The 12,787-nt window shown below is 58.6% G+C and carries 13 protein-coding genes and 1 pseudogene; 6 read left to right on the top strand and 8 right to left on the bottom strand.

Going from position 1 to position 12,787, the window contains the following annotated elements; all coding sequences use genetic code 11:
- The first annotated feature begins 26 nt into the window (after positions 1-26).
- On the top strand, positions 27-1,178 hold the full coding sequence (locus NYR97_RS02655; protein ID WP_316696586.1) for a cytochrome-c peroxidase: 1,152 nt from the start codon (positions 27-29) through the stop codon (positions 1,176-1,178).
- An 11-nt stretch (positions 1,179-1,189) separates the two neighbouring features.
- Here the strand turns inward: NYR97_RS02655 and NYR97_RS22360 are convergent, their stop codons facing one another.
- The 3 genes and pseudogenes from NYR97_RS22360 to NYR97_RS02645 all read right to left on the bottom strand — a co-directional run.
- The gene (locus NYR97_RS22360) at positions 1,190-1,477 is read right to left on the bottom strand and encodes an energy transducer TonB (RefSeq protein ID WP_425613030.1); all 288 of its coding nucleotides are present in this window, start codon (positions 1,475-1,477) and stop codon (positions 1,190-1,192) included.
- Positions 1,478-2,301: 824 nt separating this feature from the next.
- Positions 2,302-2,493, bottom strand: a complete 192-nt coding sequence (locus NYR97_RS02650; protein ID WP_316696585.1) for a hypothetical protein — start codon at positions 2,491-2,493, stop codon at positions 2,302-2,304.
- Positions 2,494-2,707: 214 nt separating this feature from the next.
- A pseudogene (locus NYR97_RS02645) lies at positions 2,708-3,121 on the bottom strand (methyl-accepting chemotaxis protein); the annotation flags it as partial.
- Positions 3,122-4,297: 1,176 nt separating this feature from the next.
- Between NYR97_RS02645 and NYR97_RS02640 the strand changes: the two are divergent.
- Entirely contained in the window at positions 4,298-5,098 is an 801-nt protein-coding gene (locus NYR97_RS02640) for a hypothetical protein (RefSeq protein WP_316696583.1), read from the top strand.
- 128 nt (positions 5,099-5,226) lie between these two features.
- On the opposite strand, the gene NYR97_RS02635 is transcribed toward NYR97_RS02640, so the two are convergent.
- On the bottom strand, positions 5,227-6,126 hold the full coding sequence (locus NYR97_RS02635) for a LysR family transcriptional regulator (RefSeq protein ID WP_316696581.1): 900 nt from the start codon (positions 6,124-6,126) through the stop codon (positions 5,227-5,229).
- Positions 6,127-6,256: 130 nt separating this feature from the next.
- Here NYR97_RS02635 and NYR97_RS02630 point away from each other — a divergent pair, with 130 nt between their 5' ends.
- Genes NYR97_RS02630 through NYR97_RS02620 form a run of 3 tightly spaced genes read left to right on the top strand, consistent with a single transcriptional unit; the run spans position 6,257 to position 9,386 of the window.
- Positions 6,257-7,231: a quinone oxidoreductase family protein gene (locus NYR97_RS02630; protein ID WP_316696579.1), complete on the top strand. Its 975-nt coding sequence runs from the start codon at positions 6,257-6,259 to the stop codon at positions 7,229-7,231.
- Between the two features lie 28 nt (positions 7,232-7,259).
- Positions 7,260-8,450, top strand: coding sequence for an MFS transporter (locus tag NYR97_RS02625; protein WP_316696578.1), 1,191 nt, complete (start codon positions 7,260-7,262; stop codon positions 8,448-8,450).
- 51 nt (positions 8,451-8,501) lie between these two features.
- The gene (locus NYR97_RS02620) at positions 8,502-9,386 is read left to right on the top strand and encodes an arginase family protein (RefSeq protein WP_316696577.1); all 885 of its coding nucleotides are present in this window, start codon (positions 8,502-8,504) and stop codon (positions 9,384-9,386) included.
- A 46-nt stretch (positions 9,387-9,432) separates the two neighbouring features.
- Here NYR97_RS02620 and NYR97_RS02615 read toward each other — a convergent pair whose 3' ends face one another.
- From NYR97_RS02615 to NYR97_RS02605, 3 genes are read right to left on the bottom strand one after another with little or no spacing between them, the layout of a single operon-like run.
- On the bottom strand, positions 9,433-10,299 hold the full coding sequence (locus NYR97_RS02615; RefSeq protein ID WP_316696576.1) for an SDR family NAD(P)-dependent oxidoreductase: 867 nt from the start codon (positions 10,297-10,299) through the stop codon (positions 9,433-9,435).
- Positions 10,296-10,940 (bottom strand): DsbA family oxidoreductase, encoded by a 645-nt coding sequence (locus NYR97_RS02610; protein ID WP_316696575.1) that lies wholly within the window; start codon positions 10,938-10,940, stop codon positions 10,296-10,298. The genes NYR97_RS02615 and NYR97_RS02610 overlap by 4 nt, the downstream gene beginning before the upstream one ends.
- Positions 10,937-11,800: an NAD(P)H-binding protein gene (locus NYR97_RS02605; RefSeq protein ID WP_316696574.1), complete on the bottom strand. Its 864-nt coding sequence runs from the start codon at positions 11,798-11,800 to the stop codon at positions 10,937-10,939. Before NYR97_RS02605 ends, NYR97_RS02610 begins: the two co-directional genes overlap by 4 nt.
- Before the next feature lie 122 nt (positions 11,801-11,922).
- Here NYR97_RS02605 and NYR97_RS02600 point away from each other — a divergent pair, with 122 nt between their 5' ends.
- Positions 11,923-12,300 carry a winged helix-turn-helix transcriptional regulator gene (locus tag NYR97_RS02600; protein ID WP_316696572.1) on the top strand — a complete coding sequence of 126 codons (378 nt, stop codon included), beginning with the start codon at positions 11,923-11,925 and terminating at the stop codon, positions 12,298-12,300.
- 140 nt (positions 12,301-12,440) lie between these two features.
- Here NYR97_RS02600 and NYR97_RS02595 read toward each other — a convergent pair whose 3' ends face one another.
- Positions 12,441-12,779 carry a GNAT family N-acetyltransferase gene (locus NYR97_RS02595; protein ID WP_316696570.1) on the bottom strand — a complete coding sequence of 113 codons (339 nt, stop codon included), beginning with the start codon at positions 12,777-12,779 and terminating at the stop codon, positions 12,441-12,443.
- Positions 12,780-12,787: the final 8 nt, after the last annotated feature.

Here is a 12,787-nt window from a genome sequence, read left to right as displayed (position 1 = left end):
TGCCAATGCGCTTGGGCGGTTGAACAGTGGCTCGCGTTGAGTCGCCACGTTGGCGTTGGTGGTTGGTGCTGGCCGCATGCTGTGTTGCGGGCCCTGCCGTGCCGGAGAGGACGAACACGCTCGTTCCTTCGGACTGCCGGGCAACGCTCGCCTTGTCATCCAACAGCGTGGATGTTGCGTGTCTGCGCCTGGCTTACGCAGGGCTGCAAGCGTCATGGCCGAAGCCTGAGATCTCCGAGGGCGTGGTGTGGCAAGAACTTGCTCCCTTACCCGCGAGGGCCCCGGCACCCGCTGATAACCCAACAACAGCGCAGAAAGTTGCTCTTGGAGGAAAACTCTTCGAAGACCCCCGACTATCGAGCTCAGGACAGATCGCGTGTGCAAGCTGCCACGATCCAGAGCTTGGATGGGGAGATGGGCGCAGCGTGTCCTTTGGCCATGATCGACAACAAGGACGACGCAACGCGCCAAGTGTGGCCATGTCCGGCTTTGCCGAGTCACTCTTCTGGGATGGACGTGCCGGGTCGTTGGAAGAGCAGATCCGCCACCCCATCGAAGACGGCAAGGAAATGGCATTTTCGTCTCCTGCCATGGTGGAGCGACTCAATCGAAGTGATGACTATCCCGGCGAGTTCGGACGCTTGTTTGGTTCATCACGTATCACGGAGAAAGACATTGCTCAGGCGTTGGCAGCCTTTGAGCGAAGCTTGGTGCCTCGCGCCAATCGCTACGACCGATTTCTACAAGGGCAACGGGAGCTGTTGACCGATCAGCAGCTGTGGGGCTTGCATCTTTTCAGAACCAGAGCCCGCTGCATGAATTGCCATAGCGGTCCGACGCTTGCCGATAATCGTTTCCACAATCTTGGGCTTCATTTCTATGGACGTCAGCGCCAGGATCTGGGCCGGTATGAGGTCACCCAGGATGTTCGAGACAGTGGGAAGTTCCGCACGCCGTCACTGCGCAATGTGCGGAAGACAGGGCCCTACATGCATACAGGTGGTTTCGCGGATCTGCGCAGTGTTGTCAACGCCTACAACGCAGGCATGCCAAGGCCAAAGCCCAAAGGCGAGCAGGTCGATGATCCACTCTTCCCGAAACCTGATCCCTTACTGCGGCCCCTTGGCCTACAAAAAGAAGAGCGCGACGCCATCGTGGCGTTCTTGGAAACGCTTTGAAGGCCTGCTTCTTATTGCAAGAAAAATTCTACGGGCACTTCCAGCTCCACCGGGTCGGGCAATGTGTGGGGCGGCCGAGGAAGCGGCTGTGCTCGGGCAAAGGTGCCTAAGGCTTCATCATCAAGGGCTAGGTAGCCGCTCCCAAGGTGCACCCGTGCGGCAAGCACCCGGCCTTGATGATTGACCAGAGCGCGCACGAAGACGACACCTTCTTGTCGATGTACCCTGGCGGCAGTGGGATAGCGACGGAAGCGCTGCAAGCGTTCCAAAACGCGCCCCTCCCAATTGGGGTCTGTCATTCCGGCAGCAGGGGCTGGCGGAGCAGGGGGCGCGGCTGGAGCAGCAGCTTGCGTCAGGGCAGCTTCTTGCCCAAGCGATGCTCCCATTGAATGTTCGACAACATCGGACAGCGGGATTGGACTAATGCTGGGTAACGAGGCGGGCGTGGGCTGTCGTGTCGGACGCTCGACAGGGGGCGCTTCTAAGCGAGGTGGGGACGAAGAAGTGGTCCGTGACTGTTGTAGAACTTGTTTGGGTGCCGGGACTGGTGCGACCGGTGTGGGGGGCGCGGCTGCAGGAAGAAGAGTGAGGCGCATCCGAACTTCTTCCTGAGGCGGAATGCTGCCGTCAAAGCGCGTTTGATCAAGCACAAGCCACGCGATGAGTGCATGGATGACAACCGTCGCAATGCCCGCAGTAAGCCTTTGCCAGCGACTCTCCTGTGTGGCAGGGGCATGGATGGAAGAAAGAGCGGTAGCGGAGAGCACGGTAGAAAATGCAAACGAGACTCGTTCTATTTTATACGCTAGGCACGTTAGGTGCGATGCGCTTTGAGCAGAAGAGTGTCTTGCGTGATGTATGTAATCGCATTTGAAGAGCATCAAGTCGCTCAAGAAACGCGGCTGTAGTTCAAAGCCTCTGGCATAGATGATGGGCTGTGAGTTCGATCGCTTTGCGAAGGGTCTCTCCGCCTGGATGACGCGTAGCTCAGAGCTCCTGACATCGTGAGTAGTGCGAGATTCATGGGGCACGAAACGCCAGCGGCGCAATTTGACCTTGCCGGACGCGAGACCGATGGTCGCTCACCTCGCGCGACGCTTGAGCAGCGTCATGCCGGCAGCCTCTAAGAGATAGAGTTGACTTCACTCTGGCGTGCGATGGGGTGGCGAGCATGCGATGCCAAGACCAGACCCAAGCGTCGCTGACATTCTCGAAAGGCAAGTGCGGACGCAGGCATGTCGCATGAATCAAAATTTTTTGCTTGCGCATCCCACGCTGCCAGTAGCACTTCCAGGTCACTTGTCAGTCTCTGCATTCATGCCCTTTGATGCGCAAACGATAGCCGTTGCTTCTGGTCTGGCCGTGAGGAACAAGCTACCCAACCATTATGTCGGTGCTGTTAAGCCAGCTCGTGGAGCCTGCAGCGGACTCGAAAATGCAGGACAAGCGTTTGCCATCTTGGTCCTGCGAAATGATGTGTCAGACCAGAACTCCAGTGGGCCCAGAAATCTGGGCCCACTTCGGCTGGGTCAAAACTCCTGCCAACCTGCGCCGTCTGTTGAACCAGTAAGTGACTCGAGTTTGCGTGGTGCCCGGTGCGGGACGAGTTTTGCATGTGTCTTCAACGGCGCTGCCGTCTTTTTGCTGTTTGAGCTAGCAATGGCTGATGTGACAGGAGCTGCGCGGACCGGAAGGACCTTCTGTTTGTCGATAGTGGCTTCCTCAACCAGTGCGGCGTTCTGCTGCGTCGTTTCATCCATCTGAGTGACCGTGATGTTGACCTGCTCGATGCCTGCCGACTGTTCCTGGGAGGCAGCGGAGATTTCACCCATGATGTCTGTGACGCGCTGCACGCTGGAGACGATCTCGGCCATCGTGGTGCCTGCCGTGTGCACCAGCGCGGAACCTTCGGTGACGCGCTCGACCGAGTCATCGATCAGGCTCGCTGTCGGGGTGCTCCCGACGCATGTCAGACGAGTGATTGCGAGCGTTGGAAGAGGCGGCGCTCGCTTCCTTGCTGGTTAGCCGCGTTGCCGATAACAGGCGATGGATATCACGGCAGCCGGATCCGGCTAGGCTATCTACTTCCGACTCGGCACTGTGGAAGAAATGGAGCAGTTGAGCGAGCAATGGGTGGCGGCAGTGGCGGATGCACTGAGTGACCTGCAGGCGGCAGGAGTGGCTCAGGGCGTGTTGCTAGAGACGATGCTTGCCTTGCATCCGGACCCCGATCGCGAGGCCACCGCGCAGTTGCTGCCGGCAGCTTCACGGAGCAAGCGGCCTACTTGTGCGAAATCAGCTACGCAGCCCGTACCCCGTCTTTGATTGCTCGCTTGAAGGGATGGAATGTGAACTGGTTGGGCGTGCGGACTGCCCTGGACCGAGATAGTGGCATGCCGCTGGACTGGGTGATGAGGCCCTGGCTCCTCGTTCCCGAATCGCAAGCCGAGCGGTTGAAGAGCAGCTTGGCACCGCTAGGCACACTACCGAGCCCGCGAATCACGTTTCTGGAGGATGTCACCCTTGCGCTACCGGTCTTGGAATCGGGGCGGCTATGAAGACCCGTCCGAACCATGAGCCGCCCGGCTTCAGCTGAGCCAGCCTCAATGGTTTGTTCAATGCCCATCAATCGTGGCGACGGCGGGCTCAGACTTTCCTGACAACCCAAGGGGTGTGAACCCTATGGGCTACGAAATGTCGGAAACACAATCTGATTCTGCTGGACGCGGGACCGATGGTCGCTCACCTCGGGGGGGGGGCTTGAACAGCGTCAAGCCGGCAACCAGAGTATCTAGTCGCGGGCACGGGTAGCGGCTAGTGACCATCAAATACGCGTCGAGCTGAGCTATGCTCCCTGAGCCTAGTGGACAGTCGTATTCGTCAGTTGCTTGCGGCAGAATTTTTAGTCCACCGCTTGTCCACCACTCAAAACAGGGATGGTAGACGGAGCGAGGCACGTATCGATTCCTGGTTGCATCGGCGGGCCCACAAGTGTGCGCACGGCTTGTCATTCCTGGGACATTTGTTTGCGGTAAGTAGTAGGAAACACATCAAAAAATGAGCAGGGGGAACGAAGGCCTCTCGTTTGAGGTCAGAAAGACAGGAAAAATGGAAGGTGCATGATGCGCGCAAGACATGGAAAGAAGTTGGTGATGTGTGTGGTGGGGGCTGTTCTGAGCTGTATGTTTAGCGCAGGTGCTTATGCGCAAGCGGGGGTGAGTGCGGATGTTCCTGCACTCACTGCTCAGAGTAGTCGAGCTGTCGCTAAAGAAATCGAGCCAGCGCTGCAAAGGTTTGTTGACCAACAAAAGCGCTTGCCAACCCAGGCCAAGCAAGTGCTGGTGAAGGCCACGCCAGACCCCGTCACGGGCATAGTGTGGATTGACCTCGATTCTGGCTACTTGCCGAAGGATGCGCCGGTTTTCACGGAGGACTTCGGTGCGCTGGTTAGAGATATTGAAAACGAAGGCTATGAGCTGATAGCTGGTGTAGTGAAGTTTCGTTATATCAAGGTTCGAATTGGCGGCAAGGAGATTAATGAGATCTATCCGCCGGAGTATTTGAAAAAGAAAAGAGCTGGTGCGAGCACAAGTGCTGCCGCAGCTCCTGTAGAGGGGTTGGTTGTTCTAAATCCTGGGCATGGGAAATACCTCAACCACTCCGACGAAACGTGGCGCTATCAACGTCCGGCACCCTATGTTGGAACCACTGATATCTATGAAGATACTGTCACGCCAGGCTATTCCTCAATGCTTGCAAGCCTGTTGACGGAACGAAGTGCCAACACTGTAACAAGCATCAAACACACGCGCGATATAGGCAACACTAAGGTGGACCCCGAGAGCGGCCTGGGCTGCGCTCGGGGCTCGTTACTATTTGAAGAGACTTTACCCGGACTTGGGTGCAACCATTTGGAATAAATTTCCAAATGGGTCTCCTTCGCGGAAGCAGCCGGACAGGGCCAACCTTCGCGAATACGATGATGACATCCGGGCCAGGTCGGAATACGGATCCGTGCCGGAGTGCGCCCGTTCGGAAGGAGGATTACTCAAGCAGGTCCGTCGCCGAATGTGCTCATTAGCCAGTCAATGAAGACGCTCAGTCTCGCATTCTGATTTCGATTCGGCGGGTAAATGGCATGAAACGGCAGTCTCGGGCGCGTCCAATCGGAGAGCAGTTCGACCAGTTGCCCAGAGTCCAAGTATGGCTGGAGCATTGGCCGCAGGTGCTGGCCGATCCCAAGGCCTGCGAGCATGAGCGCGGTCAGGCCATTGCCCTCATTAGCGCTGAAACGTGCCGATTCAAAGGTATGGCGCTCAGCCCCCTGCTGCAAAACAAACGCCTCCGGTTTGCCGGAGAGCGAATAGAAGTAGCCCACCAGATGATGGTGATGTCTTACCTCCATCGGGTTGGACGGAACGCCATGAGCTGCAAGATACGCAGGTGAGGCGCAGGTGGCGTAGGGCATGTCGGTGATACGCCGGGCAATCAGACTGAGCTCGTTCAATGCGCCGCCACGGATCGCGCAGTCCACGCCTTCGCCAATGAGGTCCAAGGTTCTGTCACTGATCCCGACCGCTACTGAAATTTCAGGATAGGCCTCGTGGAACTGTGGCAGGGCGGGGATTAGCAAATGCACGGCAAATGCCGCAGGCGCATCAATACGCAAGTGGCCGCTGGGCCGCAGCTTGTTTCCCCGCATCGCATCGTCGACCGAATCGAACGCTGTGACGAGTTGCGATACGTGAGCCAGATATTCGAGGCCTTCCGACGTCGCCGCAACGGTCCGCGTCGTCCGGTGAATCAGTTTGACCCGCAGGTGCTGCTCTAGGTCAGCAACAAGCTTGCTGACCGTCGACCTCGGAAGATCCAGCTGCACAGCAGCGCGACTAAAAGAGCCTGTCTCAATGACCCGAATGAAGGCGCGTATCGCAAGAAGTTGATTCATGGGCCTCCTCCGGGAGCGACTTCATTGTCCACCACTATGGATAGAGTTGACAATTTTTACACCTTTGTAGGAATTAAAGCGCACCCATCTATGGCCCATCGGCCAATTTGGCAGCAGACAGCCACCTCCCTTGAAAGCGATCGTAACCACGAAGTTCGGACCGTCACCGCAGATGGCCGTGACGGAGCGTCAGCAGCCTCTGCTGAAAGAAGGCCACGCGTTGATCCGCATGCAGGCGGCAACGATCAATCAGCTTTCCAATAGCCTGCGCAAGGGCACGATAGGGGCAGCATCGCCGCCGTTGGTGCTCGGAAACGAGGGATCGGGTGTGGTCGAACAAGGTGATCGCTTTCCCGCCGACACCCGTGTTGCCATCTATGGCGGAGGCACGTTGGGAATTACCGAGGACGGGCTATACCAGCAGTGGGCCGTTGTCGACGACAGTCGCATCTTTGAGTTGCCCACGGCGCTGACCTTTGAAGAGGCGGCTGCTTTGTTGGTGAACTACCTCACCGCGTATCTGGCCGCGACGCGGACAGCAACGATCAAGGCTGGCCAGTATGCGTTGGTCTCTGGCGCAACCGGATCAGTAGGGCACGCACTGGTTCAGGTCCTCAATGCACTCGGCGCACGTCCTATCGCGCTGGTATCGACCCCAAGGAAGGCCACCCATGCACTCAAGGCTGGCGCTTATGCCGCTATCGACCTTTCTACGCAAGAATTACCCGACGAGGTCGCCCGGCTGACTGACGGCAAGGGCGCCGAGCTCGCATTCGACCCCGTGGGCGGTGACGTAACGGGCGAAATGATGCGCTCGCTGGCAACAGGCGGCTTGCTGATCTCCATCGGTTTTACCGGAGGCCAGCGGGCGGAGATTGACCTGGTCGACGTGCTTGTCAATGAAAAAGGCATGCGAGGCTACACAGTCCATGCTGAGTCTGCGCACGCTGTGCGGAGTGCATTGCAGACCATCCTGGAGATGGCGGCGGCGGGCAAGCTCAAGCCGGTGATCGACAGCTGCTACCCCATGGCTGACTTCGAAGATGCCTACACACGACTGACATCGCGCGAAGCGATCGGGTCGATTGTCGTGCAGCTTTCTTGAGATCAACGATCAGCTACGAATAGACCGCATGAAAAGCATTTCCACCACCCACGACAATCATGATGGAGACACCGCACGGAACACCTTCCGTGCCTGGCTTGCCGTTATGTCACTGGCTATTGGCTCGTTCGCCACCGTGACAGCGGAGTTCCTGCCTGTCGGGCTGCTGCCAGAGATTGCGCGAAGCTTCGGAATTTCTTCGGGAAGTGCTGGCCTGATGATGACGTTGCCCGGCGTGCTAGCGGCATTGTCCGCACCGGGCATCATGCTTGTCGCCGGGCGCAGTGACCGTAAGAGGATCGTGCTGCTGCTGTCAGCGATTCTGCTGGTGTCGTGCCTGCTCTCGGCATTTGCTACATCCTTTGCCATCTTGTTGATCGGGCGGGCGCTGGTCGGGATGAGTCTGGGTGCCTTCTGGGCGATGGCTCTGGCGGTTGCCGTTCGTTTGGTGCCTGCCGCGAAAAGCCAGAAGGCGTCGGCTGCGGTATTCGCCGGGGTCACCGCTGCCATGATCCTGGGCGTGCCACTGGGCAACCTGGTTGCCGCCCATTACTCATGGCGCGGCGCATTCCTTGCAGCCGGCGGTATCGCAACATTGGCGATGCTGCTACAGGCGTTCTCATTGCCCTCGGTTCCAGCGCAGGGGCGCTTTCAGTTTGCCGCGTTGTTAAACGCCGCACGTCCGTCTGCAACCAAGCTGAGCATGTTGATGATCGCGCTGATGTTTGCTGCACACTTCGGCGCATACACCTACGTTGCGCCGCTGCTGCAGCAGGCGAATATCAGTGCCGCCGATATCACGCTCCTGCTGTTTGCTTACGGCTTTGCTGGATTCGTGTCGAACTTCGTGGCGAGCCACTTCCTGGCCAAGCGGATGGAGGCGACGCTGCTTTCTGCAAAGTTGATACTGCTGGTGCCGCTGTTGTGCATGCCATTGATGGTTTCGTCAGCGCCCACCGAGATGGTGCTGCTGGTGATCTGGGGCATGGCGTGGGGTGCGCTACCGGTCTGCCTAAACGCATGGAATCGCGCCGCCTCCGAGTCTGATGGTGAATCCACCGCTGCGGTATTCACGTTTACCTGCCAGACCGCCATTGCACTGGGCTCGGGTGCCGGCGGTTTCGTTGTCGACCACAGCGGGCTAGCCACCACGTTCTGGCTGGCGTCGGCAGCCGTGGCGCTGAGCGCAGTGCTTCTGTGGCGGGCACGCAAATCATGAGTAGATAGCCTTTTTGTTTGATCCAGTCCCAATCCGCTTAGGAGCATTACGATGACCACATTCTCGAGCACGACCCTGCGCCTCAACTTTCCCCAGTGGCAGGGCGGCAACCTTGACGCCTACCATTTCGGCTCGCAGCTCCTTGCATGGTTGGGTCCGAAAGCAGAGGGTCCGGAAGAAACGGTCGACGTAGTCGCACCGGATGGCACGGAACAGCCGCTGCAAAATGGCATCCTGGGGCGCTCCGCGATTTTGGGCCAAGCGGCATCTGCCCGGCGCCTCATCGAAAAACATTCCCCCGACCGAATCGTCGTGCTTGGGGGGGATTGCGCGGTTGATCTGGTGCCGTTCTCCTACCTCAACGAAAGATACGACGGCGAGCTTGCTGTGTTGTGGGTTGACGCCCATCCGGACGTGTTGACCCCGGCGGAATTCCAGAACGCCCATGCGATGGTGCTGCGCAACCTGATGGGGCTGGGTGATCCGGAACTGGCCGCTCAGGTGAAGGAGCCCATCAAGCCGCAAAACATCATGTATGCGGGGTTGCAGGAGACAAGCGAGATGGAAACGGACTTCATCAAAAAACACGGTCTGCGCAAAGCTGGCTCAGACGCGCTGGCCACCACAAGCGAACCGGTGATGCGCTGGCTGAAAGACATCGGTGCAAAGCACGTCGCGATCCATCTCGACCTTGACGTGCTTGATGCGACCAAGTTTCGCGCCCTGTATTTCTCTCGCCCCGATGCAGCCCCGGGCCAGTTCGACGGCATTCCCCAGGGAAAGATGACCATACCGCAGGTCCTGCGGCTGATTCAGGATGTCGCTGGCGCGGTGGACATCGTGGGATTGGGCATCGCAGAGCATCTGCCCTGGGATGCCATCGAACTGAAGAACCTTCTACAGAAACTTCCATTGCTTGGATCTAGAGCGGTCTGACATAGCGCAGCTCAGACCAAATTCTCACGGCGCTACATCACGTCATTCAAGGGAGTGCAATTGCCCGTCGGCTCGCGATTTCCGAGGTGATCGACCATAGCTTGGTTGCCAGCGTTGTATCCAGATCGATGCGCTCGGCGACAAAGGCCTTGGGCTTTGGCAATTTGGAACCGTCAATCTGGGCGGCGGAACTGACTGTGAGCGCTCGAACGATGTTCACCGCCGATGCTTCCGGGGTGGTTCCGAAGCGTCCCATTATCCGCATCAACAACGGCATTCTGGGATCGCTCATCACCTTGGTCTTGGTGGGTCCAACGCAGATTGCAGTGAGCGTGATGGGCAGATCCTTCCACCGCTGGCTTGCTTCCTGGATATGAAGGTGTCCAAGCAGGTGCGTTCCCATGACCGATTTCATATGCGCCCATTTGCGCCGCTCGAACTGTAGGTCGTCCAGAGGCGGCATGAAGAATGCCGGCACGTTGCCGGACACCAACACCACCCGGCCATCTCCGGAACGTGCCAGATTCTCGGCCAGCAGGCGATTCAGGACGGCACGCGCCAGATACTGCAGCGCGAAGGCGAACTCCAGACCGTCTACGGTGATCTGCTTGCCGACCGACGCCGACATGGCCGTGTGCACGAGGCCATGCAGTTCTGCGCGCCAGGCCTTGACGCCCTGCGCGGCAGCGGCCATTCCATCAAGCGTTGACACATCGGCCTGTAGGAACTCAGCCGATGCCGCTCCTTCGGCCAGCAATCGTGTGACGGCAGCCTGGCCTGCTGCCTCGCTGCGGCCAACGGTGAGAACATTGCCTGCGCGGCGTGCGATCTCTACGGCAGTGGCCAGGCCCATGCCGGTAGATCCACCGAAAAATACGAAGTTTGACTGCTGGATCTTACGCTCGATGATCATCGAAACGCCGCCTCTCGCGTCATTGCGATGGCCTGCGCAAGCTCATTTTCGCTGCGCCCGCCGATCAGGGCCAATCGCTCGTCGAAGATGACGTGCGGAACCGACTGCACTCCAGCCGCGAACGCGCGCTCGACCTCTAGCTGCGTCTGTGCCCGCGCTTGCGCATCGGCCAGCAGATGGGTCACCTCATCGTGTGTGAAGCCATATCGGGTTGCGATCTCGGCAAGCACTTTTGCATCGGATATATCGCGTGCATCCATGAAATACGCGTTGGAAATCGCAACGGCAAGTGCGTGCTGGGTGCCACGTGCACGCGCCAGGCGGATCAGCGTATGCGCATCCAGCGTGGGGTAGGCGAACGGTTGACGAAACAGATCCAGGTCCAGGCCCGACATCCGTGCTTCGGCATGAGGTCGCGTCCACGTTGCGGCAGGATCGGTGACGCCGTAGCGAGACTTCAGCAGATCGACGATGCGCACGCCTTCTGGAGGACACTCAGGCATCAGAATCACCGGATGATGGGTGATGTCGACAGCAAGGTCGGGGAAGCGTTCGGCAAGCACCTTGTCGAGCCTGTGCATTCCGATGATGCACCACGGGCACGAGATCTCGGTATATAGGTCAATCTTCAGTGCGGTCATGCTGGCAGTGTCCCTGTCGAAAGAGCATGCAGAACCTGCTCCAGCGTCTTGGGAACATGGCCAGAGAGGTGTTCGACATCGCCGGTCACTACGTCAAATGCGCCGCTCACGAAGTCGCGCTGGATGCTGATGACCGCGTCCACCACTTCTTCCGGCAGACCAGATTGCTTCATGCCCTCCCGCAGTTGCGTTTCGGTTACTACGGCAAAACCTACATGCTTACCGGCGAAGGACGTCGCAGCGGCAGACCTCTGTGCACTGGTCAGTCGCTCAGGCCCTGTCATCGCATAAATGGCCCCTGTGTGTCCCTCGCTGGTCAGGACACCAGCGGCTGCAGCAGCGATGTCGCCTCTTGAAACGTAGGAAACCCGGCTCTCACCAAGCCCCACAAGAGCCCCCGACGCCGCCGATGCCTGTGCCTCTTGGGCGAATGCCTCGGCGTAGTAGCTCAAGCGCAAAATGGTCCAGGACGGCGCGTTCTTGATGAGGTGCTGCTCGCCGACCCAGTAGGACGCACCGACGGCAGGCTCTTCCTGCTGCCGGGTGCCGAGCGCAGACAGCAGCACAATGTGCTTGACGCCTGCGGCAATGGCCGCATCAATCGCTGCGATGTTCTGGGCTGCACGGACACCCCGACGCAGATCGGAGCTAGGAATGAGTAACAGCTGATCCAGGCCTGCGTAGCCACGGGGTAGGGTCTCGGGGCGATCGTAATCGCCTTGCCGTGCTTCAACTTCTGCCGGTAGCGCGTCTGGAGAGCGGGAAATGCCGACCAGATCTACCTCCGGATGACGCGCGGTAATTTCTTGCAGAACTGCTCGCCCAAGCTGCCCGCCTGCTCCGCTGACACCGATCTTCATGACCAACTTCCTACGAACAAAATGTTCGTGCAATGTGGTCCGGGCTTCGGTAGATTGCAAGAACGCACATGGCTGTTCGTAGGCACAGCCATGTGCGTTACGAAGACAGGAGAAGCTCCCTCATGAACACGGAAAATCCTTTGATTCACGGCCCCGATGCTGACACTTGCAAAGCGTTAGGCAACATCCTGGATCGCGTGGGCGACAAGTGGACGGTGATGGTCGTTGGCATGCTTTCGGGTGGTGCGATGCGGTTTAACGCACTTCAGCGAGCCGTCCCCGGCGTTTCTCATCGCATGCTGACGTTGACGCTACGCGGACTCGAACGGGACGGTCTGGTAAAGCGAACCGCATTCGCGACGGTTTCGCCGAAAGTCGAATACGAATTGACACCCCTCGGTCTTTCGCTCAAAGCACCCTTGGAGGTGCTGGCAAAATGGGTGCAGAAAAATCGTAGTGCGGTTGAACTCGCGCGCTCGACTTTTGATCAACGCGATTGACAAAGAGTCCTGTGCTTCATTCAAACGCACCATGCAACGCAAGCTTCGCCAGGCCGTCCACGATGGAACGAAGTTTTGCTGAAAATCAGCTTGCCCGTAGTCACTGCTCACGAACATCTATTTGATGCTGCGTTGAGTGCTCAGCACTCCAGGGCCATGTCCCACCGGTCCAAGCCTGCACCATAGCCATCTCGCACAACGTGCTGTGCGACAAACCCGAAGCGGGCATAAAACGCTTGAGTGTGTTGGCTGGTGTCCAACACGACTCGCTGGATGTTCGGCGTTAAGCGCAAGGCTTCGAGCCGAGCCAAGAGCAAATCCGTTCCCAGGCCTTGGCGATGCAAGGTCGGATGGACCATGCCCCAGCAGAGGCTTGCTGTCGAGCCAAGCGCTTCGGCACATCTGCCCGCTCCGCAATCCTCAGTGCGCGCCGCAATTCGATGCGTCTTTACTGCGCAAGCAGTGCTGCGCAGTGGCATTGGCTCCC

The organism is Xanthomonas hydrangeae (assembly GCF_032697525.1).
Lineage (GTDB): Bacteria > Pseudomonadota > Gammaproteobacteria > Xanthomonadales > Xanthomonadaceae > Xanthomonas > Xanthomonas hydrangeae.
Note: the sequence above shows the minus strand (reverse complement) of the source record. Positions and strands in the feature narration are given on the sequence as shown.

Excerpts from the sequence above, each read along its gene's own strand:
- NYR97_RS22360 (WP_425613030.1), bottom strand. The coding sequence starts at position 1,477 with ATGACAGACCCCAATTGGGAGGGGCGCGTTTTGGAACGCTTGCAGCGC.
- NYR97_RS02650 (WP_316696585.1), bottom strand. The coding sequence starts at position 2,493 with ATGCAGAGACTGACAAGTGACCTGGAAGTGCTACTGGCAGCGTGGGAT.
- NYR97_RS02640 (WP_316696583.1), top strand. The coding sequence starts at position 4,298 with ATGATGCGCGCAAGACATGGAAAGAAGTTGGTGATGTGTGTGGTGGGG.
- NYR97_RS02635 (WP_316696581.1), bottom strand. The coding sequence starts at position 6,126 with ATGAATCAACTTCTTGCGATACGCGCCTTCATTCGGGTCATTGAGACA.
- NYR97_RS02625 (WP_316696578.1), top strand. The coding sequence starts at position 7,260 with ATGAAAAGCATTTCCACCACCCACGACAATCATGATGGAGACACCGCA.
- NYR97_RS02620 (WP_316696577.1), top strand. The coding sequence starts at position 8,502 with ATGACCACATTCTCGAGCACGACCCTGCGCCTCAACTTTCCCCAGTGG.
- NYR97_RS02615 (WP_316696576.1), bottom strand. The coding sequence starts at position 10,299 with ATGATCATCGAGCGTAAGATCCAGCAGTCAAACTTCGTATTTTTCGGT.
- NYR97_RS02610 (WP_316696575.1), bottom strand. The coding sequence starts at position 10,940 with ATGACCGCACTGAAGATTGACCTATATACCGAGATCTCGTGCCCGTGG.
- NYR97_RS02605 (WP_316696574.1), bottom strand. The coding sequence starts at position 11,800 with ATGAAGATCGGTGTCAGCGGAGCAGGCGGGCAGCTTGGGCGAGCAGTT.
- NYR97_RS02600 (WP_316696572.1), top strand. The coding sequence starts at position 11,923 with ATGAACACGGAAAATCCTTTGATTCACGGCCCCGATGCTGACACTTGC.
- NYR97_RS02595 (WP_316696570.1), bottom strand. The coding sequence starts at position 12,779 with ATGCCACTGCGCAGCACTGCTTGCGCAGTAAAGACGCATCGAATTGCG.